Here is a 26,054-nt window from a genome sequence, read left to right as displayed (position 1 = left end):
TGTGACCTGAGTCACATCAATCAAGTTGGGAATGTAACCGCAGGTCAGCCGCTACAGCCCCTCAGTCGGAGACGCTGTAGACGTCTTCCAGCTCATGCAGAGTGCCCGGCATGACGACCTCTACGACGAATCGCGGAGTATCGGCCGCATCGTGCAGTGAGGCCAGCGCCGACAGCACCGGATCCGAAGTGGAGATCTTCAGCAGCTCGGCTTCGCTACCCGAGGCCAGCCGCGCCGACAGTCGCTCGGTGACGTGGTCCAGGCGCAGATCCTTGACGGTCCGCAGATGCTCCCGCACACCCGCGGGCAGCGGCTTATTGCGATCGAGATAGGTCCCCTGGACCAGAGCAGGCGGGAACCAGCAGGTTACGAGGTCAGAGGCGATGCCGTCACGAATGTTCAGCCAGCGCCGCATCACGACCCGTTCACCGGCATCCAGGTTCAGCAGGCCCGCGACCTGGCTGGGGGCTTCCACCGTGCCGACCGACAGGGGGCCGGCTGAATCCGACTGTTCGAGAACCGCCAGCCCCGGACGCGTGTGATGTTCGCGGGTCACTGGCCGCCCCCGCACGAACGACCCGCGCCCATGCTCACGCGTGATCCATCCGTCCTGCTGGAGGATCTGCAAGGCTCGCACGGCCGTACTGCGGCCAACCGCGAACTCTCGCATCAACTGCGTTTCGGAGGGCAGCGCATCGCCGGGTCGCAGCTCCCCTTCTTCGATCTGCCGCCGGATCTCAAGTACGAGCCGGGCGTACTTGGGGGGCTGGAACTCCAAACTCGACATCTCGACCGCCTGACGACTTCGCCGCTCGTGTGCATAAGTACATCCTCTGCGACTGTAACGCCAGCGGGGAGGAGAAATCACCTCCCTGGAGCCACGTACCCGTGCGCAGAGCCGGGTTTACCGCGCGTTCCCTCGCAGCAGCCGGAACCACAGGTCAACGGCCTTGCTATGACGGATCCGAGGTGACTCGGCGATCTCGTCACCGGAGGGCCCGCGCACCGTCCGGCGGATGAAGTAGTGCCCGCCCAGACTGCACAGCTCATACAGCGTCGCCCGGCATTCGCAGGTGTGCGCCAGCACCCGCAGCCGCTCAGCAGGTCCAAGAACCGGCGCATCGGGCTCGCCGATTTTTCGCCACTCGACCACTTCGAAGCCGCCCCGCCGCATCGCCACATGCGGCCCGTGGAATTCCTCACCACCAGGCGCCCAGGGCGTACCGGCGAAGAACCCCGACCGCCACGACCGATACCGCGCCGCAGGCGTCGCCCCTTTGTCCGGCTGCTTAGGGGCGGCCATCGCGTTACCGGGCCGGTTCAGCCGGCGGACGAGCGCGGCCAACCCCGCGCCTTCTCGATGGCCTGCGCCAGCTCTGCTGGTGTGGGCGCTTCCACCAGCCGCCATCGCCCGCCCCACACCAGCGCCCACCAGTTCCCGGTGTGAGTGCCGTACCAGGACTTCGCCCCCGGATACCGTCGCGCGATCTCTTGCCGGATCATCTCCACTTGATCGGCCGGGATGATGCCCACGCCGGTCATCGCCGCTCACCCGCCCGCACATCATCGCTATAGGGCAGGTCCTGGGTGAGGAACTCCAGCAGCCGCAGCGCGGCCCCCGGCACATCGGTCACCGAGTGCCAGCCGCCAGCCCGCCACCAGGCGAACATCCGCCGGTCGTCGATCACCACATACGCCGACGCCCACCGCGGCCCGTCCCGCCGCACCGCGACAGCCAGCCCGGGAAAGTCGTCCGGGGGACGCACCCGCGCGCCGAGCCTGCCCAGCGCCGTACCCAACTCGGCCAGCAACCGGCGGTCATCGTCCTCTGCACTCCACCACATACCCGCGCTCCTTCCGCCAGGCATGGACGCGGGACCGGTGATGCGGGGACATGGCCGTCCGCCCCGCGCAGCCCAACGGGGAAAGGGCCACACGAGAACCACCCACACCACATCACCGGCCCCGCAGCTCATCACGCCGCCGTGGCCTTACGGGGCTCACGGCAGGCGTCACAGGGTTGGCGCTTCGGTTCCGGTCCCTGCCCCGTGCCCTGTCGCGTCAGGAACAGGCCACGCCGCGAAGAAACCCACTTCCAGCCCCGTCCACCGCAGCGAAGGCACTTGACAGGCGAACCCGAATCGCTCATGGATGCAGCATGGACCGTGATTAAGGCCACTTGAAGGCCCTACAGAGGTCTTCTAGAGGACGTTTAGCGGCCTTATTGGCCTCGAACGGCGGTCTGATGACCTCTTTGCGCCCGGATGCGGTTTAAGGTCAGAGCAGAGAGCAACGACGCATGGAGGTGCGATCTCATGCCCCGAACGGCTGGCAACGCGCGACTCAAGGCAGCGCGGCAACACGCCGGTTATGCCTCTCAGCAGGCATTTGCCGACGCCCTGACCGCCGCCGCTCCCGCCATCGGGCTACGCAACATGCAGGTGAGCGCCCGCCAGGTGCGCCGTTGGGAGTCGGCTTCGCCGCCCTGGCCCCGCGCCGACCATCAGCGGCTCCTGACTCATGTCCTGCAACTCCCTATGGAGCAGCTGGGCTTCACACCCCCGTGGAGCGACCAGGCAGCCCCCGCCACTTCGGGCACGATGAACCCTCCCACTTCCACGCCGATCCAGGTCCCCGGGGCAGCTCTCCCACTCCCCAAGGCCGCCGCTGCGGTGCAGCCGCCCACGGTGGGAGCGGACTTCGCCGCCATCAACGCCGCACACCGGCGTCTGTACTTCAGCGTTCAGCCGGCCCAGCTCCACCCGACCGTGCTGGAACACACCCGCTTGGGCACGCAGCTCCTGGCCGAGACCACCGGCGTCCCCCGCCGGATCCTGGCAACGGCACTGGCCGAGTCCCTCCTGCTCGTGGGACGCATCGAGTTCTTCGACCTGCGCCAGTCCGAAGAAGCCGACGCGACCTATGTCCGCGCCCTCCAGGCCGCCGGGGAAGCCGATGACCCGCTACTGGGATCGGCGATCCTGGCGCACGCCGCGTTCATCCCCGGATGGGACAACCGGCGCGACGAGGCGGCCGAGCGCATGCGCGCGGCCCGGACCTATGCCCGCCGCGGCCCCGCCTCCGCCGAATTCTGGGCATGGCTGGACGCCGTCGAAGCCGAGTGCGAAACCCTGTGCGGGCACCCGCGCGAAGCACTGCGGCTGATCAGCCACGGTGAAAGCGTCCTCGCCGAGGGCAACGAGAACGCCTCACCCGAGTGGTTCAACTGGTTCTCGCCGGTCAGCCTGGCCGCGTTCAAGGGCAACACCCAGCTCAAGGCAGGCCAGCCGGCCCAGGCCAAGGCCACCCTTCAGCAGGTGCTCACCGCGCTCGGCGACAGCAATGCCAAGCAGCGCTCGGTCATTCTCGGCGACCTGGCCGCCGTCGAAGTCGCCCAAGGCCACCCCGACCAGGCATGCGCCTACGCCGAGCAGGCCCTCGACCAGTTGGCCGTCACCTGGTACGCCACCGGCATGGACCGGATCAACGAAGTCCGCCGATCCCTACAGCGCTGGTCCGACCACGAATGCGTGCAGCGCCTCGACGACCGCCTATACGGCTGGCAGACAACGCTCAGCGCGCTCCAGCGTTGAACTCAGCCACACGGCCCGGAAGCTCGGCCAGCGAATCGATCCGCATCGTCGGAACGCGGTCGGCTTCCGGGTCGTCCTGCTGAATGATCCCCCACGGCCCCCGCCGGATCAGCGCCGTCAGCAACCCGACCTCCACCGCCGGCCGAACGTCATTGTCGAGCCGGTCACCCACATACAAGATCTCGCCCGCCGCACACGGCGCCGCCTCCACCACCGCGCGGAAGAACCCCGGATCCGGCTTGGACACACCCCAGTCATCCGACGTCGCGATCAGGTCATGGGGCAGGTCCAGCGACCGCAGGATCCCGCCGGCCCGCACCGTCTGATTCCCCGCGATGCCCACCCACAGCCCATCATCACGCAGCTTCGCCAGCGTCGGCCGCGCGTCGGGGTACAGATCCTCTTTCCCAAACGTCTCCGGCCGCCCGACCTCAGCGCGCTTCTCCCGCTGCTCGGTCAGATCGAACCCCGGCGCGAACACCTGGAACGTCTCCCGGTAGTCCAGCCCACGAGCGATCACCGCACCGAACATCGCCGAGAACGTATGCCGAGGCACCCCCAGCCAGTCAGCCCACGTCCCATACTCACGCGTCTCGTTGACGAGGCACTCGCCCACATCGAACACCACAGCCCGGATCATGCCGAACAGCCTACGAGACACCCTCGCGTGGCCTTCAAAGGCCACTCCTCAGTCACAACTTTCTCTACGGTTCCGAGGGCGTCCCGCTGACGCAGCCCGTCAGGCAAATTCCCGCCCGGCATGCCGGGCGTGCGGCCTATTCCGTCTGATCCCGCTGCTCATCCGCCTTACTCGGAAGTTCTCGGGAAAGCGCGTCCACGTACTTCAGCCGCGTCCCTCAACTTTGAGGCTGCCTTCTTTAGTGCATTTTGTGTCTGGAGGCTCCGAAAATCGATGTACCCGTGTCCTGGTGGGCAAGGATCGGGACGGGTTGGTGCATGTTGGTCATCAACTGCCCTCAGGCCAATTTTGCCTACTTCATCCACGGAAACAATCCAACTTCCGGCGGAATCTAGCTGTAGTCTCGCGGTATGGAAAATAAAAGCTTCTTCTGCGGAAACCTGTGAGCCGCGACTAATGGAAAGTTCGCCCGCATCTTTTTCGGTGGGACGAAATGCCTGACTCGTCACCCGGCCATCTTGAACAAACTGAGGATGGACCTGGCGATACAAAAACTCATCAACCTCCCCGATCAGCTCTTCCCCCGGACGAAGTTCCTCAGATTCATTCGGCGAGCTCATCAAGGCTCCTGCGTATGAAGTTGTTTATATTACTGGTTTCTGACCATGACGTTTCCAGTTCAAACTCTCGCTCTTCGTCGAGCTTCGAGAAGGCGAAGAGGCTAACCTGTCCACTGGGGAGTATTTCGGCAGAGACTTCGGCTAGTTCGAGTAGCCACTCGAACTGCACCCCACCGCTAGGCATTGGATATATTCTAGGCTTTTCTATCCCAGAGTCCAGGAAGTCTAGCAAGAGGCTTTCGGCTTGCCTCAGCACTCGCCTACTGATTGACATCCCATCGCCGTCGAGCCATCCGTCAGGCAGTCCCTCAATCTCGCGTAGGCGCGAATTCCATTCTTCCGGAAGCACGGGCTCGATGCCGAGCACGTCCTGAATCTCAACGATCTGCCGATCACCTGATTGTAGAGCGACGCAACTGATCGACACGGTCGGCGCCATGCTGGAAGAGTCTAGATAAGCTTTAAGTTCCCGGACGATTTCATCGGAAGAAAAGTGTCCTGAAACGGTTTTACCTTCTCTGCCCACCCTGAATTCGAAGGCACTTCGATCGGCCATGATACTGACCACTTGACCAATTAGAATGGTCTCAACTTCGAAGCGATCAAGATCGGCAATCTCTTGAATAGTCCTCCGGATACTTTGAGTATATATCGCCGAATGATTTGTCCCGGGATCAAATTCCAGGGTCTCGTCATCTTGTAGGCTGCGACCGAATCTCGAAAATTCTTTCAGTGCCTGTGGTGGAAACGATGGCGGGATCTTTCCCTGCTGATGAATTGAGCGCAAAGTATCCTGAATTAGGATGCGCGCTTCTTCAAAAATGGAGCTGTCAACTCCATTGAACAAGGCGTCTTCTGGTGTGGCAGGCGCCTCGAGTACAGGGATGACGCTACCGGGTTGAATATCCGTTAGGCGGAGCTCAAAATTATCAGTGAACCCCCGAGGCGCGCGCACTCTTTCGCGATGGCGCCGCTTATAAAGCCCCTTCGCTACGTCAATAACTAGTCGCTCGTAGCGGGCAAACTCCGGCAGCGCCTCCACTGGCAAGCCAGCTTTTTCGTAGCGCCCACCCCGCAAACGCCAGCGACCAAACGGTACCGACGGGTTAGTCATGCTCACAGGCTAGTACAGATATCTGACCTGTCCAGTGGGTTTGGCCCTAGATTCAGGCAACCATGGTTGGCTGTTGCTAGTTGGGCTACACGAGCTTGGGGCAGGGACTTGCGGCCCCAGCCCCGCGAGCCGGAGTGATCGTCTGCGGGTCGCATCCGTGAGACTCGTGATGAAAGCTCCATTGCCGAATTCTGCTGTTTGGGATCAAGGGGCGGCGGCGCTTGCGCCGCTGCGCGGCCCGACGCCGACGCCGCCCGGCGCGTGCGGCGTGGGCGCCGGTCACCGGTCAGCGGGCGCCGGGCCGCGCATCGTGCAGCCGCCGCCCGCTGCTCGGCGAACGGCGGTCACGGGGTCGCGCCGCCGCCCCGCGGATTCAGCGCCAGGACAGTTGATCGAGCGCGACTCGGGGGCACGCTGCCCCCGAACCCCCTGCGAACCGGAGCACTCGTTCGCGCGCTTCTGCCTGTCACACCGTCTCGCCGTTCGCGCGAACGAGCACTCCGGAGCGATGCGGCCTGTGCAGCGTGTTGAGTGACCTGCACAGGCCAGTTTCGGCGGGTTGCTCCTGTTGCGGGGTGCCGGGTGCCAGGCTTGGGCTGTGCGATGGCGTGAGGTGGTGCGAGCGTGAGGCGCAGAAGTGTCATCTGGGCGGGGGCATTGGCGGGTGCGGCCGCGCTGCTGGTGGTGATTCCTGCGCTGCTGAAGGAAGCGGGTATCAAGGGGCGTTGGTGGCTGGTGGCCGCTGGTGTGGTCGCGGCATTGGCGCCCTTGGTGGCGGGGGTGTGGAAGACCCGGTTCGAGGGGGCGGTGAAGGCCCGCGAGGATCAGGCTAAGGAGCTGGCCAGGGGCACGTTCACGCCAGGTGGGAAGGTGCCTCGGGTGCGTGAGGTGACCGATCCGATCGGTGTGGTCGGAGTGCACCCAGCTCGCCGGCTGGTTGCCGAAACCCCGGTTGGAGCCAGTGACCGGGTACCGGCATACGTGCCGCGTGATTTCGATGTCGAGCTGCGGGCGGCGTTGGGATGGAGCGGGTTTGTGCTGCTGGTGGGCGATTCGACGGCGGGCAAGACGCGGGCAGCGTTCGAGGCGGTACGGGCGGTGCTGCCCGATCACCGGTTGATCGTGCCGCACACCCGGGATGCGGTCGGGGCTGCTGTGACCGAAGCGGCCGCATCGCGGCGATGCGTGCTGTGGCTCAACGACCTGGAGGGCTACCTCGGTCCGGACGGAATCACCGGTAAGCACGTCGCCGAGTTGCTGGCCGGCGATGGGCATCACCGGGTGATCGTGGCGACGCTGCGCGCGGCCGAGGAGGACCGCCTCACCGCTGCTGCCCAGGACGACGAAGGGCGTTCGTCGCGGCGGGAGAGCGCAGCGGTACTGGAGCAGGCACGGCCCCGGATCTGGGTGGAGTGCCACTTCAGCCAGGCCGAGCAGCAGCGCGCTGCTGAAGTGGCCACCGACGACGCCCGCATCAACGATGCCTTAGCACATGCCAACACATACGGGATTGCCGAGTACCTGGCGTGCGGGCCGCAGTTGATGCAGGAATGGCAGCGGGCATGGGCACGCGGAACACACCCTCGGGGCGCTGCCTTGGTCGCTGCCGCCATCGACATTCGCCGCGCCGGCTACACCTCCCCGCAACCCCGCCAACTCATCAGCCAGGCTTCCACTGTCTACTTGGAGCAACGAGGAGGGGCACGCCTGAACCCCGAGACCGAGGAACAGGCCTGGCAGTGGGCCACCCAGACCCGCGATTCCGGAAACGCACCTCTGCAGTTGAACGGCAACGACACCTGCGAGGTGTTCGACTACCTGCTGGACACCGTGCAACGCACCGCCAACCCCAACGACCACATCCCCCAGGCCACCATCGCTGCCGCCCTCGCCCACGCCACCCCCGCCGACGCGAACAACATCGCCAACGCACTGCACGACCAAGGCCGCTACCAGCTCGCAGAAACCGCAGCACACCAAGCTCTCAACGACTACCAACAGCAATACAGCCCCGAACACCCCAGGGCTTTGGCCAGTCGTAGCAATCTCGCCGTCGCGCTGAGTGATCTGGGGCGGTGGGAGGAGGCCGAGGCCGAGCAGCGCGCCGTCTTGGAGATCAGGAATCGGGCGCTGGGGGCCGAACATCCCGACGTCTTGACCGGTCGTAGCAATCTCGCCGTCATGCTGAGTGATCTGGGGCGGTGGGAGGAGGCCGAGGCCGAGCAGCGCGCCGTCTTGGAGATCAGGAGCCGGGTGCTGGGGGCCGAACATCCCAGCACCTTGACCAGTCGTAGCAATCTCGCCGTCGTGCTGCGTGATCTGGGGCGGTGGGAGGAGGCCGAGGCCGAGCAGCGCGCCGTCTTGGAGATCAGGAGCCGGGTGCTGGGGGCCGAACATCCCGACATCTTGACCGGTCGTAGCAATCTCGCCATCGTGCTGCGTGATCTGGGGCGGTCGGCCGAGGCCGAGGCCGAGCAGCGCGCCGTCTTGGAGATCAGGAACCGGGTGCTGGGGGCCGAACATCCCAGCACCTTGACCAGTCGTAACAACCTCGCCAACGTGCTGCGTGATCTGGGGCGGTCGGCCGAGGCCGAGGCCGAGCAGCGCGCCGTCTTGGAGATCAGGAGCCGGGTGCTGGGGGCCGAACATCCCGACACCTTGGACAGTCGTAACAACCTCGCCATCGTGCTGCGAGATCAGGAAAATCCTCAATAGGAAACCGCCATATTGAGCGATCCCAAACCCGTCCTAACCAAGTGCTGTATCTCCAGCGCATACTGACGGCAACAGTGAGGCGGGCCGAACTGATAAGGATGCAGTCGCCCAGCCAAGGTTGCCGAGGCGGCGCGTATCAAGATCCGGAACATGTGCGGAATGATCTTGGTTGGCGAGGTGCTGCTTGGGGGCTCGTGTGCAGGTCAGGCGGGCTTGCCCGGGTGAGGTGATCGGCGGTCTTCTAATCCGACGGTCGGGGGTTCGAATCCCTCTGGGCGCGCCTTTTTGGGCAGGGTGGGCGCGAGGATGTCGCCAATGCCCGGCGTGGCTTTCGTCCCGGTATGGCGGGGCCGGCTGCTCGGCGGCCCCGTCTCACGGTGATGTGCCGCACGTGGCCAGCGCGGTCCGTGCCAGTCCGCGTAGCCAGGCATGGGCGGGGTCGGTGTCGTAGCGCTGATGCCAGGACAGGTGGATCGGTGCCGGCGGCAGTTCGAGCGGCAGGGGGAGCACGGCCAGGCCGAGGTCGGTGACCGCGGACCGCGTGGTGACTTCGGGGACGCAGACCAGGAGGTCGGAGCCGCGCGCGAATTCCAGCGCGGCCGCTTCGGTGGGCGCGCTCGCCACCACGCGGCGGGTGAGGCCGAGCCGCGCGAGGGCGTCGTCGAGAGCGTTGCCGAGGCTTCCCCGCCGCGAGACGGTGACGTGCTCGGCGGCGGCGTACTGCTGTGCCGTGATGCTCTCGAGGCGGGTGAGGGGGTGCCCCTTCCTGGCGACGATGACCAGGCGGGTCTCGCCCACGTTCTCGGCGCGGATGTCCGGTGCGGTGGGCTGGTTGGCGTTCGCCTCTAGGTCGACCTCACCGCGCCGCAGCTCGGGGGTGTCGATACTCGATTCGGCGATGAAGCGCAGTCGCACGCCCGGCGCCTGTTCACGCACGGCCGACAGGAGCGCAGGGCCGCTCAAGGCGACCAGGGAATCGTGCCAGCGGAGGGTGAAGGTGCGCTCCAGCGTCGCCAGATCGAGTTCACGGCTGGGGGCCAGCACGCCCTGGACCTGGTGCAGCAGCTCGTGCACCTGTTCCCGGATCGCGATCGCATACGGCGTCGGGGTCATCGTGCGGCCGGTGCGCACCAGGATCTGATCCCCGGTGGTGCGGCGGATTCGGCCCAGGCTCCGGCTCATCGCGGGAGCGGTGACGTGGAGGCGCGCGGCCGCCCCGGCCACGCTTCCCTCCTCCAGCAGCGCGTCGAGCGCGGAGAGCAGATTCAAATCCAGTTGCATGGTGGTAATCCTAGGCGTGCCTGACATGCACTTGTGGTTAATCAAGGGGCTCTCTACCTTCGAGATCAGAGCGCGGGACCGAAACGCCATCCGGTCTGACCCCGCCTTGTTCACCCTTTTCGCACGGGAGTGCCGCCATGTCCGAAACGCTCCAGATCACTGACGCCGACCTGCTCGACCAGACCGCGATCGCCGTGCAGGAGGCCGGCTCGGCGTTGCTCGAGCGCTTCGGCGAGGTGGTCGGCTACCAGACCCGCGAAGAGCTGATGGCCGCGCTCGTCGCCAACGACGACGCGGCCCTGGCGATCCTGCGCCCCCGGCTCACCCGCCTGCGCCCGGACGCCGGGTGGGTGGAGGACGAGCTGGACGGCGGGGCCCTGCCGGCCGGTGAATGGTGGGTCGTGGATCCGGCCGAAGGCAACGTCAACCACCTGCACGCCCTGCCGGAGTGGGCGGTGACCGCCACGCTCGTGCGCGACAACCGGCCGGTGCTGACCGCGGTCCACCTGCCGCTGACCGGCCAGACCTACACCGCCCTCGCCGGCGCGGGCGCCCACCTCGACGGCCGGCCGCTGCGCGTCTCCCGGACCGCGGACCTCGGCCTGGGCATCGTGGCCACCAGCCAGGCCAGGCCGGACGAGGACGAGGAGGTCGTGCGGCGCGTCGGCTCCTCGATCACCGCGATGCTCTTCGACGCGCTCGTCGTCCGCACCTCCGTGCCCGCGACCCTGCACCTGCTGAACGTCGCGGCCGGCCGGATCGACGTCTTCTGGCAGTTCGCCGGCGCCCGCGCGGACCTGCTGCCCGGGGCGCTCCTCGTCACCGAGGCCGGCGGACGGATCTCCGACGCCGGGGGCCGCCCCTGGACCCCGGAGAGCGAGAGCTTCCTGGCCGCCGCGCCCGGCGTCCACGCCGGGGCCGTCGCCACGCTCTCACGCTGACCACGAAAGGACCACATCATCATGAGCGCGATCGCAGTTCTGGGAAACGGCCGCGTCGGCGGCAATCTGGCCGCGGCCCTCACCCGGGCGGGGCATGAGGTGACCGTCGCCGACCGCGCGCCGGGTGCCGCCGCCGATGCCGCCCGCACCGCCCGGATCGTCATCAACGCCACCCCGGGAGCAGGCTCGCTGGAGCGGCTCGCCGCGCTGCGTGAGGAGCTGCGCAACACCATTCTCATCGACGTCTCCAACGCCACTCTCGACGGACCCGACGGGCTGCCCGCCGACCTGGTCTACCCCGGCTCAAGCCTCGCCGAGCGGCTCCAAGAGGCGCTCCCCGACACCCGGGTCGTCAAGACGCTCAACACGATGCTCTTCCCCGTGATGACCGCGCCAGGCATGCTCGCCCAGGCGCCGGACGTCTTCCTGTCCGGCGACGACCCGCAGGCCAAGCAGGCCGTCCGCGCACTCCTGGCCGACCTCGGCTGGCGCGAGGAGTGGATCACTGATCTCGGCGGGATCCAGACCGCCCGCGCCACCGAGGCCGCGATCCTGTTCGTCCCCTATGTGATCCGCGCCAACGGATTCACGCCCTTCGCCATCTCGATCGCCCGCTGATCCGTGCTCAGCGAGCCTCGATGGTGAGGCGGTAGCGGCCGGCGGCGCAGCCGCTGACCCGCCATCCGCCCGGGGTCTTGCGGGCGGTGAGCGCGGTGACGCCCCCGCCGGTCAGGGTGGGCCGTGTGTCGCCGGGGACCCAGACGTCCACGGTGCAGTCGCCCTTGCCCGCCGTTCCGGCCAGGAGCAGGCGGCGCGCGGACGGGGTGGACAGCGAGGTCAGGGAGCCGGGGACGGCGCGCGGGTAGGCGCGGGAGAGCTCCTCGGCGGCGACCGGGTCGCGGGGCAGGTCCTTGCCGGTGGCGCACTCGACGCTGTTGAAGCCGCCGCCGATCGGCCCGTGGCCGTTCTGCGGGTCGCCGCACGCCTGCTTCCACACCCAGAACGCGCCGCCGATCCGGTGCTCGTCCTCCTGCGCGGTGTAGCGGCGGGTCCTGGCCTGGACGGTCGGCTTCTCGCCCCAGTAGCCCCATTCGCCGTTCCAGACGGGGATGTCCCCGGCGGCGCGGAGCGCCTGGGTGAAGCCGTGCTCGATCGTGGTGGCCGGCGGCAGGCCGAGCGAGGCGTCCATGGTGATCGACTCGGCGTACAGGTGCGGGGCGAACACCAGGTCCGGGTCGCCGCGGAACGCGCCGCGCGGGATCGCGTCGAAGCCGGTGCCCGACCAGAAGATGCTCGGCTCGAAGAAGAACAGGTGCGGGCGGGACTCGGCGGCGCGGACCGCCCTCAGCACGCGGTCGTAGAAGCGGCCGAGCAGCAGGGTGGAGGTGATCGGGGCCTGCTCGCCGAAGCCCGGCTCGTTGAGCGGGTCGAACCCCGCGATCGACGGGTCGCCGCCGTAGCGGGCGGCGAGCATCGCCCACGCCTTCACCAGGTGGGTCTGCACGCCGTCGCGGTCGTAGTAGAAGTTCGTGAACGCCCGGTCGCTCGCCGGGGAGATGTCGCGGCCGGTGAACTGGCAGCGGGGCGCGCCGTCGGCGTGGGTCGCCCAGGCCGGCGCGCCGTCATAGCCGGACATCTTGGAGGTTCCGGGCGGGCAGGACGTGCCGGCCGGGGTCGGCTGGTTGTTCCAGCCGTCCTGGTGCATGTCGAGCACGGTGTACATGTCGTACTTGGCGGCCCAGGCCACCGCCTGGTCGACCCGGGCCAGATAGGACGGGTCGTAGCGGCCGGGCGACGGCTCGACCTTCGACCAGGACATCCCGAGGCGCACGACGTTGAAGCCGAGTCCGGCCATCTGCCGGAAGTCGTCCTCCGTGAGCGGCCGGGTCGAGGGGACCTTGGGGTCCTCGGTGTAGAAGTCGACGAGCTGGTTGACGTTGACGCCGCGCAGCAGCACCTGCCGGCCCGCGGCGTCGACGATCCGCGGCCGGTCGCCGCGCACCGCGCGCAGCGGGGACAGGCCGCCGCCGGCCTGGCCGGAGGGAACGGCGGCGGCTCCCGAGGCGCCGCCTGCCGTCACCACCGCGCCCACCGTGACGACCGCCGCCACCCCGGCGGCGGTCCGGCGCATCCGGGTGTGCGAGCGCAGCGAAGCGGTCCGGCGGGTCGCCACCAGGCCGGCTATCCACCCGAACATCACGCCGAGCGCGACCCCCTCGCAGACCCGCACGTACAGGGCGGCCGGTGTCTGGAGCGGGCCGCCGAACCCGTCCATCGCACAGAGCACGGCGGTCTGGACGAGCCCGAGCGCGGCGCCCGCCCACAGCGTGGCCAGCCACGCGCCGGCGAAGGCCTGTGAAGCGTTCCGCGCCCGCCGCCCGAAGGTTGCCTGGGTCCGCGCCAGCGCCAGGAACAGGACCGCCAGTCCGGCGGCCAGGCCGAGAGGGCCCGCCTGCGGCGCGACCGAGGGGACGCCCTGCGGCAGGTCCTGCGACCAGTGCGACGCCACCCACGGCCCGGTCGCGGCCACCGCGACCGTGACGACGCCCGCCACCGGCCACGCCGCCTGTGCCGAGGGGGCCGGTTCGGGCGCCGGGGCGCGGCCGAGCAGGGACGCGGCGGCCGGAAGGAGCGCGAAGAGCGCGGCCTTGGGGACGGTGTAGGAGGTCGCCCAGACCACGTCGGCGAGGTGGAGCGACGGGACCGTCGCCACCAGGGCCATGGCCGTCTTGGCGACCAGCGCCGACAGTACGATCCCGCCCCACACGGTGGCGAACCGCTGCCGGCGCGGCAGGCCGCCGAAGGTGCGCGCCGTCCAGGCCGTTCCCGCCAGCAGCAGCGGGACGTAGACCGCGAGCGGCGCCGCCTGCCAGCGGGTCGCGGGCAGGAACCGGCCGGGGTTCCCGTAGAGCGCGAAGAACCCCACGGGGTCCGCCAGGGCTCCGGCGACGATCAGAACGGCGAGGGTGCCGGTGACCAGCACCGGAAGACGGCCCGCGGACAAGGTGCCCCCTAGGGGAGTGGCCAGGACCACGGAAATTACATGAAATAGCCTCATGTTTCTAGATCGCGGGGCCGGGAAAGATCCATTCCTGGCTCCGGAGGGCTCGGCCTCGCGGAATGCCGGGCGAACGCGAAGCGGGACCGGTGCCGGACCGTCGGCCGGGGGATCGGTGACCGTAAGTAACGATCTTGCAAATCATCGCGCCGGACTCTGGCGTAACAGTGCACTTCATGAGTGATCCTTGGTCGCGCCGGTTCGAACGGCGCGGCTTTTTATCACTCTCCGCGCATAATGCTGGATTCCTCACTATGATTCCGGCCTGTGCCTAAAAGGATCTTTCGGACGACCGTTGGCGTGATCATCGTGGCGGCCGCCGCGATCCCCGTCGCGCGCTCGTTCAGTGACGCCCCGCGCCCGGCCGGCCTGACCGGGAGCGCGCTCTCCTCGCCCTGCGCGGTGCGCGTCGCCCGTCCGTGGTGCGACATCCGCCTGTCGGCCGATGCCCGTGCGCAGTTGGTGGTCAAGGCACTCACCCAGGACGAGAAGCTCGGCCTGATGGCCGGTGACGACCTGCTCGGCCCGTTGAAGGCCGCCGACGACGCCCGGTTCCGCGCTGGAACGGTCCACGGTGTCGCGCGGCTGGGGATTCCGGAGCTGTTCATGGTGGACGCCGGGTCCATGGGCGTGAAGCAGGGCCCGAACACCGCGCTGGCGGCGGGGGTGTCGCTGGCGGCGACGTTCGACACCGGCGCCGCCCGCCGGGCGGCCGCGGTGGTGGCCGACGAGGCCGCGCACCGGGGCAACGACGTGGTGCTGGGCCCGGCGGTGGACATCATGCGCACGCCCAAGGGCGGGCGGACGTTCGAGGCCTACGGCGAGGACCCGCTGCTGTCATCGCGGATGGGCGTGGAGTGGGTCAAGACGGTGCAGAAGGCCGGGCTGATGGCCGAGGTGAAGCACTTCCCGGCCAACAACCAGGAGGCCAACCGCTACCGCGTCAACGCCGTCATCGACCAGCGGGCGCTGCGCGAGGTCTACCTGGCGCCTTTTGAGGCCGCGGTCCGCCAGGGCGACGCCGCGACCGTGATGTGCGGCTACAACCTGGTCAACGGCCGGCCCAGCTGCTCGGACCGGACCGTCCTGGGCGGCATCCTGCGCAAGCAGTGGGGGTTCAAGGGCGCGGTGGTCAGCGACTGGGCGATGGCCGCCAAGAACACCGACGCCTCGGTGACCAACGGCCTGGACCTGGAGATGCCGGTCGGCGCCCACTACACCCCGCCGCTGCTGCGCTCGGTGCTGAACTCCAAGAAGATCACCTGGGGCGACGTCGACCAGCGGCTGCACGCCCGGCTGCGCGTCATGTTCGCCTACGGCATGTTCGACAAGCCCAAGCGCGCCGCCGACGGCAGGCCCGACTACGCCGGGCACGGCAAGACCGCCCAGGACCTGGCCGAGCAGGGCATCACCCTGCTGAAGAACAGCGGCGGCGTGCTGCCGCTGACCACCGGCACCAAGGTCGCGGTCATCGGCAAGGCCGCGTCCCAGTTCCGCACCGGCATCGGCTCGATGTACGTCAAGCCGACCGCGGTCACCACGCCGCTGCAGGGCATCACCGCCCGCGCCGGCGCCGGCAACGTCACCTACAACGACGGCAACGATCTCAATGCCGCCGCCAATGCCGCCCGCAACGCCCAGGTCGTCGTGGTGGTCGCCGCCGACGCCCGCGCCGAGGACGCCGACGTGTCCTGCCTGACGCTCAAGTGCGGCGCGGCCAAGGACACCGCGCTGGGCGACCAGGACGCCCTCATCAACGCCGTCACCGCCGCCAACCCCAGCACCGTGGTGGTGCTGCAGACCGGCGGCCCCGTCCTGACCCCCTGGGCCGCCAAGACCAAGGGAATCGTGCAGGCCTGGTACGCCGGCCAGCATGGCGGCGCCGCGATCGCCCGCGTCCTTTACGGCGACACCGACCCCGGCGGCCGCCTGCCCGTCACCTTCCCCGCCGCCGAGAAGGACGCCCCCGCCGCCGGCTCCAGTGCGCTGCATCCCGGGGTGAACAACACCGTCACCTACCGCGAGGGCGTCAACGTCGGCTACCGCCACTACGACACCGGCAAGATCACCCCGGCGTTCCCCTTCGGGCACGGCCTGTCCTACACCACCTTCAAGCTGACCGGCCTCAAGACCGGCCGCACCGGCGTCACCGTGACCGTCACCAACACCGGCACCCGCCGCGGCTACGCCGTCCCCCAGCTCTACCTCGGCCTGACCGCCGCCAAGGGCGCCGCCCAGCCGCCCCGCCAGCTCAAGGGCTTCACCAAACTCGCCCTCGACCCCGGCCGGTCCACCACCGTCACCTTCCCCCTGGGCGCCCGCGCCCGCGCCTACTGGGACACCGCCACCAGCACCTGGAAGACCGCCCCCGGCTGCGCCAAGGCCATGGTCGGGTTCTCCTCCCGCGACCTCCCCCTCACCGGCACCGTCTGCTGATCTCCCGGCGTCATGCTGGAGGGGGCCGGGTCATTCCGCGAGGTCGAGGGTGCCGTAGCCCGCGTTGCGGGCGTGTCTGCGCAGGTCGTCGAGGGTGACGTCGCGGTCCGGTTCGAGCTGGCGGCAGACGCGGCCGAGGAAGGCGGTGACCTCCGGCACGGTGCGGCCGGTCGCCGTGGCGTAGACCAGGGCGCGTTCCAGGACGGTCCTGGTCCGGGTGGCGGCGTCCGAGCACCACAGCTGGAGGACGTGGCCGCGCGGAGCCACGTACGAGCCGAGCATCGTCGGCGAGAAGGAGCCCTTCCCGCGTTCACGGCCGCTGTACGCGGAAGGCGGGAGGACGAGCCGGGCGCTGTAGTGGTCGAGCCAGACGAGCGAGCGGGGGTCGATGCCCCGTTCGCGCATCCACTCCCCGAAGTGCTCGCGCGGGTGCTCGGTGTCGGTGCCCTCCAGCACGTGCGTGACCGCCGGCCAGGCGTTGCAGATCTCCTCCAGGTGGTGGTCCCGTAGCTCGGCGACGCCGGAGTAGACGAGTGTCGTGAGCCGGCCGCCGTCGTACGCCCTGACGGCGTAGCAGGGAAGGAAGGCCCGGCCCACCTCCAGGACCTTCAGGTCCAGCAGTTCGTCCGGCAGGTCGTATTCGCCGCGGTCGGGGCGCCGGGCGAGTTCCGCGACGGCGTCCGGGCGGAAGCCGCGCTCCTCCGGCATGAGGCGGAAGGTCCGCTGGGCGAGGGCGGCGTCGCGGTCGAGGATCCGGACGCCGCGGGCGTAGTGCCCGGTGCGCAGGGGCCCGCACCGCACTCCGTCGAAGTACAGGCGCAGCCTGTCCTGCTTCACGGTGTAGCGGCGGTCGTCGCGGACCGACCGAAAGCCGCGTTCGGTCAGGGAGAGGGCGTCGGCGGAGCCCGTCAGGTGGCCGATGCCGCCCAGGAAGCGCAGCACCCGGTCGACCATGTGCTCGGAGATGCCCAGGAACTCGGCGATGTCCTGACGGCGGGTGAAGCCGGCCTCGGCGATGGTCAGGCCGACATACCGGTCGAGCAGGTCGAACGGCCCGCTTTCCTCGATCGTGGCGGACAGTTCGACCGCGTGCAGGGGAAAGGCGAGGGCGTGCACGCGCAGCGGCCTGACCCCGGGAAGCCCGGCGGCGTGTTCCAGGGCGCGGGCCTGCGTGTACAGGGCGGTGGAGGTCCCGCTCATGCGCCCTCCTTGAGGTGTCGCATGACCTCGCGGTATCCCCGCAGGTCCCCCGAGGCCCGCACATGGTCGTGCAGTGCCTGCGCAAGGTGGCGGAAGCCGGGATCGGCGGCGTTGAGGAGCGTGGAGAGGTCCCCGACGAGGACCAGCCGCTGCCTGGCCCGCGAGAAGGCGACGTTCGAGCGGCGCACCTCCCGCAGGAAACCGACCCTCCCGTCGGGGTTGCTGAGGGTGAACCCGAACAGGATGGTGTCGTGCTGGCCGCCCTGGAAGGAGTCGACGGTCGCCACCCGGCGGGCCACCGCCTCCTCGTCGCCGATGCGCCGGGCGAGCAGGGAGGTGACCAGCCCGATCTGGGCCGCGTACGGCAGGATCACCGCCCAGTCGTCGGACCGCGCGTGGTAGTGGGCCGCCAGGAGGGCCAGCAGCTCGGCCTCGCACTCGTTGAGGCGGCTGTCCTTGGGCCAGGGCTCGTCCTGGCGGGGTTTGCGGTCGCGCCGTTGCCGCTGGGGGAGTTCCGCGGTGTCGACGAACGCGATGGGAGCGGCGAACAGGTCGTCACGGTGGACCCGTTTCACGTCGCTTTCGAGGAACCCCCCGTAGAAGTGGCCGGAGATGAAGCGGGCCAGGGGCTCGGGCATCCGGCGCTGGTAGCGCAGCACCTCCTTGTTCTCCTGGGGCACCGAGGGGAACAGCAGCTCGAAGGCGCTGTCGGTGACCAGCCGCGTCATCCCGGGGTCGCCGGGATGCTCGGTCCGCGTCCAGGCGACGAGCCGGTCGTCGGGCAGCGGCGGGAGCTGGACGTGGTCGCCGACGAGGACGGCCCGGCGCGCCCGGACCAGCGGGACGAGCACGTCCGCGGTGCTGATCTGGCCCGCCTCGTCGACGATCGCCAGGTCGAAGCCGAGGTCGTCGAGATGCCCGCTCGTCGCGCTGCCGATGCACGTCGCCCCGACCACGTCGGCGTACCTGAGGAGCTCGCCGTAGAGCTGCTCGGTGCGCCGTTCGAGGTTGCCGCGCCAGGAGGTCAGCAGCTCCAGCCTCCGGCGCATCAGGGCGAGCGCGGCGCCCGCGGCGGCCTGGAAGGCGGCCAGCCCGGCGGGGTCGGCGGTGATCTCGGGCAGTTCGCCCTCGATCAGTTCCCGCAGGGGCGCGGCGACGAGTGCGGCCCGCTCGGCGCGGGACCGCTGCTCGGCCACGTCGCGTTCATGGGCCCGGCGGGCGGCGATCAGGGCGGGGTGGGCGGTGCGGACCCGGCCGAGCTCGGCGGCCGCCTGCGCCTGGTCTCCGGCGATCGCGTCGAGCGTGTGGCGGACGCCCCCGGCCTCGGCGCCCACCGCCGACCGCTCGGCTTCGAGGCGCGTGGCCCGGCGGCGGAAGAGCGCGCCGATCAGCGGGAACCCGGCGGTGCGCCGGGCCCTGTCCAGCGCGCGTTCCAGCCGCTGAAGGGACCAGGTGCGCTCGGCGAGCAGTTCCTCGTGGTGCCGCCGCGCCTCGTCCAGGGACCTCATCCGCTGCACCAGGGGCGCGGTCACGGCGGCCTCGCGGTCGGCCGCCGCGGCGGCGCTGCGCCGGGCGGTCGCCACGGCCTCATCGAGCCGGCGCAGATCCTCGGCCAGCTGCCGGAACAGGGCGTCGGCCGCGCCGTCCCGGGCGGCGGCGCGGTAGCGGTCGAGGACGGGTTCGGTGCGGTCGGCGATCAGGCGCTGCAGCTCGGCCGCCCGTGCTTCGAGCGTCAGGTGCTCGCAGCCGGGGGTGATGCCGTCCTCCCTCCCCACGCGCAGGACCAGCATGTTCGTCGGAAGGTCCTTGAGCACGTTGTCGACGGCCCGGTTGGTGTACGAGGAGATCAGCACCTTGCGGCCCTGCTCGGCGCACGCCAGGACGACCTGCCGGATGGTGTGGGTCTTGCCGGTGCCCGGCGGCCCCTGGATCAGCGCCAGGTCGGGAACGGCCAGCGCCTTGCGGAACGCGCTCAGCTGACTGTCGTCCAGGGGCTCGCGGGGACGCACCCCGGTGGCGGGGGCGAACGGCTGGAACGCGCGGTCGGCCAGCGCCGTCAGCAACAGCGGATTGGGCGAGCGCTGCCGGCGCAGGATGTCGATGGCCTCGCTCTTCTTGTCGTAGGCGACCAGGTTGGGCGACTCGGCGAACGCGCCGATCTCGGGTATCCGGCCGAAGTCCACCGGCCGTTCGAACCGGATCGTCGCCACGCCCTCGTCGATCCGCTCGATCCGGCCGCGCAGGTCGGGCGCGCCGTCGATGTGGACGCGGGTGCCGGTCGCCGGCCGGGCGGCGTCGATGAGCTGGAAGGAGTGCACCGACCGGGCGGACCGCCGGGTCGCGGCCACCGGGGTGACCCGGCGGTACCGGACGAGGCGGCGGGCGTCGCCGGCCGACGCCTCGATGCGCCGCCCCTCGTCCACCAGGGTCGCCAGCCGGTCGAGGTAGGCGGTGTGGGAGTCCGGGAGCGGCGGCCCGCCGCCGGGCGGCCCGGCGCCCGCGGCGGACCAGGCGGCCTGGACCTGCGGCCAGCCGGACAGGTGGCGCAGCTCGCGGGGGTGGTCGAAGACCCGCCAGCGTCCGGCGCGCAGCGACAGGCCGCCCCGGACGATCTGGTCGTGGTCGTCGAAGCGCATCGGGTGGACGCCGCCGACCCAGTAGCCGCGCTGGTCCCGGGTGGGGAAGAGCAGGAGGGCGTACCGGCCGGCGAGGTAGATCTTGAGGAAGTCGCCGCGTCCCTGCCTGCCCCGCTCCAGCCGGGCGGGCACCAGGTCCTGCGGGCCCAGCGACCACAGGTCCCGGCCGATCCCCTCCAGGCCCGGCAGGAGGGGATGGCGTTCGCGCTGCTCGACCAGCGTGCCGGGGAACTTCTTGGACCAGACCAGGCCGGCCTCGGGACCGAGGTCGACGATCTTTTCCGTCACGGTCGGCTCCTCCGCGTCAAGGGCGCAGGGCGGCGCCGAGTTCCGCGACGCCTCCGCGCTCGGCCGGGCCGGGGGACAGCGCGCGCCCGAGCGCCCGGGCGAAGGCCTCCGGCACGGCGGGGTTCAGGACGGCGGCCGAGACGAGCGGGACCGGCGGCCGCCCCGTCACGGTCAGGTGCAGCAGCTCGGCCAGCCGGCGGACGTCCTCGGCGGGGTCGGCGCGGTCGGCGCGGTCCCAGGACGCGCGGCCGGTGTCGCGCAGGAAGAGCGCCCCCGCCCGGTCGGCCATGATCGAATCGCGGTCCAGGGCCCCGTGGGCGAGGCCCCGGGCGTGCAGCGCGGCCAGCCCCGCGCAGACCCCGGCCACGCCGGCCCCCAGCACGCGTACGGCCTCGGCCTCCCGGCCCCGGCCGTCGTAGAAGCCGGCCATGGTCGTGAACGAGGGGACCGCGGTGACCAGCACGGCGGTCTCCGGTGTCATGGACGCGGCGACGAGCCGCGGAAGCCCGGGGAGCGCTTCGGCGAGCAGGCCGGCCTCGGCGGCCAGGCGGGCCCGCCGCTCCAGTGCCTCCGGGCCGGGCCGCCGGGAGGCGATCCTGCGGACCCAGACGCCCCCGCCCTCCGGCGCGAGCGCGAACGCCCGGGACACGATCGCCGTGGCGTCGGCGGTCCGGTCCTCCTCCGGGGCGCCCACGATCTGGAAGGCGGTGCCGCCGATCTCGACGGCTTCGCCGATGCCCGCAAGCTCCGCACCGGGGGGCTCCTCCCGCTCGGGCCGGGCCCGCTCGACGACCACCCATCCCTCGTGTTCGGCCTTGATGGCGCGCAGCTGCTGCTCCGGCCAGAGGCCCGGCTCCTTGTCGATGGTCCGGTGGCAGCTCGGGCACAGGAGCATGAGGTTGTCGAAACCGTCCACGTCGGCCGGCCTGGCCGCTTCCTGGCGCGGGCCCCGCGGGGAATGGGGGGCGATGTGGCCCATCTCGCCGATGTGCTGGGTGCCGCCCTCGATGTCCAGGGGCCTGACGCACATGGTGCACCGTCTGCCGGTCGCGTCGAACAGTGCACTCTGAGTTGCCGGGGGAATTCTTTTGCGCCTGGTCTGCGCCACGCGACAGAGAATACCGCCGCCGTTCTCCGGCGACGTGAAGTCCAAGGATCTTTAGCGGCGAGAACCCCTACCGGTGCTGGAGTTCTCCCTCGCTCGCCCAAGCAGGGGGCGCGGCATCGGTCAGGGTCGCCAGGACGAAGTCCGTTGTCATCGTCCAGCAGTCGTCTGCGTGCTTGAGCAGGAAATGGCCGTCGCCCGGAAGTTCGCACCGCTGGATCCGGGGAGTGATCTCCCGGGCGCGCTCGGCGTAGGCGAGGGAGAGGGCGGCCGAGGCGGTGCTGCGGTCCTTGTCGCCGTGCAGGATCAGGACCCGGCGTCCGGCGAGGTGTTCCACGGGCTCGCCTTCGGGCAGCCAGGGGGCGACGCCGGTGACGCTCACCACGGCGGGCTCGCCGGCGACCGCGAACGCCGCGCGGCCGCCGAGCGAGTTGCCGACCAGGGCCACCGGCACCTTGCCGTAGCGGCGCTCGATCTCGGCCAGTGCCCAGCGGGCGTCGGCGGCGGTGTCGGCGTCGTTCCAGCCCCGGTAGCGGTAGCGCAGCAGGTGGACCGCGACGCCCGCGTCCGCGCCGCGCTCGGCGATGCGGGCCGCCAGGGTCCGCAGGCCCTTTTCCAGGAAGGCCCAGGGGCGGCCGTGGCTCTTGACCGATCCGCCGGGCAGCAGCAGCACCACCGCACGCACTTCCTGAGCGCCTTGGCGTTCGCTCAGTTCCGGCCTGCGCTCCTGTCGGGTGAACATCGTGGACCTCCGTGCCCTGGGGGATGACCTCCATCTTCGTGAGGTGCTGACGTGGGCGGCAGGGCCGGAGATCACGGGTTGGACGGTACGAAAGTCACATCGCCAGGTCAGAAGGGCAGGCCGTACCCGCAGGGGACGGGCTTGGGGTGGGCGGGGTCGAGGGCGTTGCCGACGAGGGCGGCGACGGTGGCGTCGTAGGCCAGGCCGATGTGGCCGACCGGGTCGGACGGACAGCGGTCCTGGACGTAGGTGTTGGTGACGCCGGGCTCGTCCACGAACGACGTCCCCTTCGGGGTGACCAGGGCGTCGGAGGTCGAGGCGATCACGGTGTAGGCGATGCCGGGCTGGGCGATGGGGCCGTCGTTGAGCTTGGCGATGGTGGGCGCGCCGGTCGTCAGCTCGGTGCAGGCCTGGCAGCCCGCTGCCGACAGGACCTGGTTGACCTGCGCCATGATGCCGAGCCGGTGGGCGATGGTCACCAGGTCGGCGAACGAGGTGCCGTGGGTCGGGGGCGCCAGGGCCACCACGTTGGCGATCCTGCCGGCCTGGCCGGGGACGAACTTGGGGACGTAGAGCGACTGGAAGCCGCCCTCGGAGTGGCCGACGATGTCCACTTTGTCGGCGCCGGTCGAGGCGAGGATCTTGTCGACGGTGCCCGCGATCTCCCGCGCCGAGGTGTCGATGGCGACGAACCCGCCGACCGGGATCGGGGGAAGCGCCTCGCCGTAGGTCGGGGCGAACACGCAGTACCCCGAGTTCGCGAGGCCGGGGCCGAGGGTGAGGAAGTTGCCCGGGCCGTTGCCGCCGAGGCCGTGCAGCAGCAGGACGGGGCGGGGGTGGGCGGCGGAGGGTCGGCAGTTCCAGTCATTGAAGCCCGACGACGGCGCCGCGTGCGCCGGGGCCTGGACGCCCAGGGCGAGCAGGACACCGGTCGCGGCGATGGCCAGGGCTTTGCGGAGGGGCATGGGGTGCCTCCACGGGAGGGGACGGGCGCTCAGTAGAACATGGTGGCTTGTTAGGAACAAGGCATCTTGTTGATAACTCGCGGCGGGGTACGTTCGGGGGGTGACCAAGGAGCCGGCGACGCGCAAGCGGGTGATCCGGGGGCTGGACGCGGAGCAGCGCCGGACCGAGCGCCGGCAGCGGCTGCTGGATTCGGCGCTGGAGCTGTTCGCCGCCCAGGGCTACCAGAACACCTCGATCGAGCAGATCTGCCAGAACGCCTATGTCGGCACCAAGGGCTTCTACGAGATCTTCGACGGCCGCGAGGACTGCTACCTCGCGCTGCTGGACCAGGTCACCGAGGGGCTGAAGCGGGAGATGGCCGAGCGGCTGGCCGCGGTCCCCGCCGATCCGCGCCAGGCCGAGCGGGCGCTGATCGAGGCCTTCGCGCACGGCCTCATCGACGATCCGCGCCGCGCCCTGGTGACCTTCGGGCAGGCCGGGGCGATCTCTCCGGCGGTGGAGCGGCAGCGTCGGGCCAACCGCCGCTGGGCCGCGGAGTTCGTGCACGGGCTGTGGCGCGGCCAGGGCGTCCCGCAGGAGGCGGCGGCCGCGGGCCACCGCGTCGCCCTCGGGCTGATCGGCGGCCTGTTCGACCTGGTCGCCGACTGGCTGCTGCACCGCGACCCCGGCGACCCCGCCCATGTCGAGGCCCTGATCGCGGACCTGGACGCCTTCTATGCCGTCACCCGCGCCGGCCTCGGCGCCCTGGACCGCTGAACGGCGGGTTGCGGATGGTCATTTAAGGGGATAAGGAGAGACTGATTCGCCGCTGCGGTTTTTCCGGTGAAGTGCCGGGAAGCGGTGGCGCCATGGCCGAGTCACACGAGTCCGCACGCCCGCGCTCGTCCGAGGGCGCAGCCGACACCGACACGATCCTGTCCGAACTACGCGCCGCCGTCGCCGACGGCGGTGTTCCCGACGCGCGGGTCCGGGGGCGTCTCGCCGCGCTGTCCGACCCCCAGGCGGTGCGCCGGGCCGGGAAGGTCCTGGCGCGGATGCCCGAGGGCGGTGACCTGCGGCCCGCGCGGATCGCCGTGCTCGGCACCGCCACCCCCGGCTCCTACGAGGCGATGCTGCGGGTCCAGCTCGTCGCGGCGGGGGTGCGGCCCGGCATCGAGGTCGCCGACTACGGCGCCTTCGAGATGACCCTCGCCGGCCGCTCGCTCGCCGATGCCGACGTCGTCAGCTGCGTGCTGGACGACGGCTACTTCCTCGGCGACGACTGGAGCGCCGCGGACGTCGACGGGCTCATCGAGCACTTCCAGGCGCGGCTGGGCGGGCTGCGGGAGCTGCTGCTCGCCAACGCCGAGGCCGGTTCCGCCACGTTCGTGCTGCACACCGTGCCGCTGCCGGCGCGGGTCCGCGACAGCGTGATCGGCTGGCGGGACCGGGCCCGGCTCTCCCGCGCCTGGCACGAGCTCAACGCCGGGCTGCTCGGGCTGGCCGAGCACCCGCGGATCGCCGTCACCGACCTGGTGGGGCTCCTCGCCGACGCCGGCGTCGCGGCCAGGGACGACCGCCTCTACCGGTTCGGGGACATGCCCTACACCGACGGCGCGCTGCTCGTCCTGGCCAAGGAGGTGCGCCGGTTCGTCCAGGGGCGGCTGGGGCTGTCGCGCAAGGTGCTCGCGCTCGACCTGGACAACACCCTGTGGGGCGGCGTGATCGGCGAGGTCGGCGCGGCCGGGGTCGAGCTCGGCGGGCTCTACCCCGGCAACTGCTACCAGGAGCTGCAGCGCACCGCCGCGCGGCTGCGCGAGCAGGGCGTGGTGCTCGTCCTGCTCAGCAAGAACGACGCCGACGCCGTCGAAGAGGCCCTCGCCGAGCACCCGGAGATGGTGCTGCGGGCGGACGCCTTCTCGGCGCGCGTGGTGAACTGGGCGCCGAAGGTGGACAATCTCAAGGCCGCCGCCGAGGCGCTGAACCTGTCCCCGGGGTCGTTCGTGTTCCTGGACGACTCGGCGTTCGAGCGCGGCCACGTCACCGACGAGCTGCCGGAGGTCGTCGCGCTCGACTCCGGCGGCGACCCCGCCCACATCGAGCGGACGCTCCTGGCGCACGGCTGGTTCGACGTCCCGGAGCTGACCGGCACCGACCGCGACCGCCCGAAGCTGTACCGCGACCGGGTGCTGCGCGAGGACTTCGCGTCCGGGTTCGGCTCCTCCGAGGACTACCTGGCCGCGCTGGAGATCGAGGTGACGGCCGAGCCGGCGGGCGAGTACAGCGTGCCGCGGATCGCCCAGCTCGCCGCCCGCACCAACCAGTTCAACCTGACCGGCCGCCGGTTCGACGCGGCGGAGACCACGCGGATGGCCGAGGACGCCGGGCATCTGGTCGCCTCGTTCGCGGTGAAGGACCGCTTCGGCGACGAGGGGGTCATCGGTGCCGCCTGGGTCGAGTGCGGCGCGGAGCGGTGGCGGGTGCTCAACCTGGTGCTCAGCTGCCGGGTCCTCGGGCGGGGCGTGGAGCTGGCCATCGCCGACTGGATCGTCGGGCGGGCCCGGGAGGCGGGCGCCCGGGTGGTCGAGGGCGAGTTCGAGCCCTCGCCGAAGAACCGCGTCTCGGCCGACTTCTGGGAGCGGGCCGGGTTCGAGGCCGCCGGGGACGGCGTCTTCACCGTGGACGTCGGGAACGCCGTCGAGCGGCCCAAGTGGATCACCCTGAACGGCTAGGAGGCACC

21 protein-coding genes are annotated in these 26,054 nt (G+C 70.3%); 7 read left to right on the top strand and 14 right to left on the bottom strand.

Annotation, left to right across the window (positions count from 1 at the left end; genetic code table 11):
• Positions 1 to 61 precede the first annotated feature (61 nt).
• The 4 genes from ACRB68_RS22830 to ACRB68_RS22815 form a co-directional block, all read right to left on the bottom strand.
• A complete protein-coding gene (locus ACRB68_RS22830) occupies positions 62 to 787 on the bottom strand; it encodes a GntR family transcriptional regulator (protein ID WP_153535766.1) in 726 nt (241 codons plus the stop codon).
• Positions 788 to 904: 117 nt separating this feature from the next.
• A complete protein-coding gene (locus ACRB68_RS22825) occupies positions 905 to 1,345 on the bottom strand; it encodes a hypothetical protein (RefSeq protein WP_153535764.1) in 441 nt (146 codons plus the stop codon).
• Positions 1,321 to 1,542 carry a hypothetical protein gene (locus ACRB68_RS22820; protein ID WP_153535762.1) on the bottom strand — a complete coding sequence of 74 codons (222 nt, stop codon included), beginning with the start codon at positions 1,540 to 1,542 and terminating at the stop codon, positions 1,321 to 1,323. Before ACRB68_RS22820 ends, ACRB68_RS22825 begins: the two co-directional genes overlap by 25 nt.
• A complete protein-coding gene (locus ACRB68_RS22815) occupies positions 1,539 to 1,844 on the bottom strand; it encodes a hypothetical protein (protein ID WP_153535760.1) in 306 nt (101 codons plus the stop codon). Before ACRB68_RS22815 ends, ACRB68_RS22820 begins: the two co-directional genes overlap by 4 nt.
• A 471-nt stretch (positions 1,845 to 2,315) precedes the next feature.
• Here ACRB68_RS22815 and ACRB68_RS22810 point away from each other — a divergent pair, with 471 nt between their 5' ends.
• On the top strand, positions 2,316 to 3,593 hold the full coding sequence (locus tag ACRB68_RS22810) for a tetratricopeptide repeat protein (protein WP_153535758.1): 1,278 nt from the start codon (positions 2,316 to 2,318) through the stop codon (positions 3,591 to 3,593).
• Here ACRB68_RS22810 and ACRB68_RS22805 read toward each other — a convergent pair.
• From ACRB68_RS22805 to ACRB68_RS22795, 3 genes are all read right to left on the bottom strand, one after another.
• Complete coding sequence (locus tag ACRB68_RS22805; RefSeq protein WP_153535756.1) at positions 3,574 to 4,233, bottom strand: HAD family hydrolase; 660 nt, start codon at positions 4,231 to 4,233, stop codon at positions 3,574 to 3,576. The genes ACRB68_RS22810 and ACRB68_RS22805 overlap by 20 nt on opposite strands.
• A gap of 167 nt (positions 4,234 to 4,400) precedes the next feature.
• Positions 4,401 to 4,853, bottom strand: a complete 453-nt coding sequence (locus ACRB68_RS40270; protein WP_194293419.1) for a hypothetical protein — start codon at positions 4,851 to 4,853, stop codon at positions 4,401 to 4,403.
• Complete coding sequence (locus ACRB68_RS22795; protein WP_153535754.1) at positions 4,837 to 5,967, bottom strand: hypothetical protein; 1,131 nt, start codon at positions 5,965 to 5,967, stop codon at positions 4,837 to 4,839. Before ACRB68_RS22795 ends, ACRB68_RS40270 begins: the two co-directional genes overlap by 17 nt.
• A 624-nt stretch (positions 5,968 to 6,591) precedes the next feature.
• On the opposite strand from ACRB68_RS22795, the gene ACRB68_RS40265 reads away from it, so the two are divergent.
• Complete coding sequence (locus ACRB68_RS40265) at positions 6,592 to 8,682, top strand: tetratricopeptide repeat protein (protein WP_194293418.1); 2,091 nt, start codon at positions 6,592 to 6,594, stop codon at positions 8,680 to 8,682.
• Between the two features lie 372 nt (positions 8,683 to 9,054).
• On the opposite strand, the gene ACRB68_RS22785 is transcribed toward ACRB68_RS40265, so the two are convergent.
• Positions 9,055 to 9,963: a LysR family transcriptional regulator gene (locus ACRB68_RS22785; RefSeq protein WP_153535752.1), complete on the bottom strand. Its 909-nt coding sequence runs from the start codon at positions 9,961 to 9,963 to the stop codon at positions 9,055 to 9,057.
• A 137-nt stretch (positions 9,964 to 10,100) separates the two neighbouring features.
• Here ACRB68_RS22785 and ACRB68_RS22780 point away from each other — a divergent pair, with 137 nt between their 5' ends.
• Positions 10,101 to 10,904, top strand: a complete 804-nt coding sequence (locus ACRB68_RS22780; protein WP_153535750.1) for a 3'(2'),5'-bisphosphate nucleotidase CysQ — start codon at positions 10,101 to 10,103, stop codon at positions 10,902 to 10,904.
• 21 nt (positions 10,905 to 10,925) lie between these two features.
• Positions 10,926 to 11,522, top strand: a complete 597-nt coding sequence (locus ACRB68_RS22775) for an NADPH-dependent F420 reductase (protein WP_153535748.1) — start codon at positions 10,926 to 10,928, stop codon at positions 11,520 to 11,522.
• 7 nt (positions 11,523 to 11,529) lie between these two features.
• Here ACRB68_RS22775 and ACRB68_RS22770 read toward each other — a convergent pair whose 3' ends face one another.
• Entirely contained in the window at positions 11,530 to 13,908 is a 2,379-nt protein-coding gene (locus ACRB68_RS22770) for a cellulase family glycosylhydrolase (protein WP_153535746.1), read from the bottom strand.
• 354 nt (positions 13,909 to 14,262) lie between these two features.
• On the opposite strand from ACRB68_RS22770, the gene ACRB68_RS22765 reads away from it, so the two are divergent.
• The gene (locus ACRB68_RS22765) at positions 14,263 to 16,398 is read left to right on the top strand and encodes a beta-glucosidase (protein ID WP_153535744.1); all 2,136 of its coding nucleotides are present in this window, start codon (positions 14,263 to 14,265) and stop codon (positions 16,396 to 16,398) included.
• Positions 16,399 to 16,428: 30 nt separating this feature from the next.
• Here ACRB68_RS22765 and ACRB68_RS22760 read toward each other — a convergent pair whose 3' ends face one another.
• The 5 genes from ACRB68_RS22760 to ACRB68_RS22740 all read right to left on the bottom strand — a co-directional run bounded on the left by ACRB68_RS22760 (position 16,429) and on the right by ACRB68_RS22740 (position 23,334).
• Positions 16,429 to 17,598, bottom strand: a complete 1,170-nt coding sequence (locus tag ACRB68_RS22760) for a hypothetical protein (protein ID WP_153535742.1) — start codon at positions 17,596 to 17,598, stop codon at positions 16,429 to 16,431.
• Positions 17,595 to 20,522: a DEAD/DEAH box helicase gene (locus tag ACRB68_RS22755; RefSeq protein WP_153535740.1), complete on the bottom strand. Its 2,928-nt coding sequence runs from the start codon at positions 20,520 to 20,522 to the stop codon at positions 17,595 to 17,597. The genes ACRB68_RS22760 and ACRB68_RS22755 overlap by 4 nt, the downstream gene beginning before the upstream one ends.
• A 16-nt stretch (positions 20,523 to 20,538) precedes the next feature.
• Positions 20,539 to 21,552, bottom strand: a complete 1,014-nt coding sequence (locus tag ACRB68_RS22750) for an HNH endonuclease signature motif containing protein (RefSeq protein ID WP_153535738.1) — start codon at positions 21,550 to 21,552, stop codon at positions 20,539 to 20,541.
• Between the two features lie 145 nt (positions 21,553 to 21,697).
• Positions 21,698 to 22,369, bottom strand: coding sequence for an alpha/beta hydrolase (locus ACRB68_RS22745; protein WP_153535736.1), 672 nt, complete (start codon positions 22,367 to 22,369; stop codon positions 21,698 to 21,700).
• Positions 22,370 to 22,476: 107 nt separating this feature from the next.
• Positions 22,477 to 23,334 (bottom strand): lipase family alpha/beta hydrolase, encoded by an 858-nt coding sequence (locus ACRB68_RS22740; protein ID WP_153535734.1) that lies wholly within the window; start codon positions 23,332 to 23,334, stop codon positions 22,477 to 22,479.
• Between the two features lie 100 nt (positions 23,335 to 23,434).
• On the opposite strand from ACRB68_RS22740, the gene ACRB68_RS22735 reads away from it, so the two are divergent.
• Positions 23,435 to 24,091, top strand: a complete 657-nt coding sequence (locus ACRB68_RS22735; protein ID WP_328594618.1) for a TetR/AcrR family transcriptional regulator — start codon at positions 23,435 to 23,437, stop codon at positions 24,089 to 24,091.
• Between the two features lie 92 nt (positions 24,092 to 24,183).
• Positions 24,184 to 26,046, top strand: coding sequence for an HAD-IIIC family phosphatase (locus ACRB68_RS22730; RefSeq protein WP_153535732.1), 1,863 nt, complete (start codon positions 24,184 to 24,186; stop codon positions 26,044 to 26,046).
• Positions 26,047 to 26,054 lie beyond the last annotated feature (8 nt).

This window comes from Actinomadura macrotermitis, from assembly GCF_009604375.1.
In the GTDB taxonomy this organism is placed as follows: Bacteria; Actinomycetota; Actinomycetes; order Streptosporangiales; family Streptosporangiaceae; genus Spirillospora; species Spirillospora macrotermitis.
This window is presented reverse-complemented; position numbering and strand designations above follow the sequence as displayed.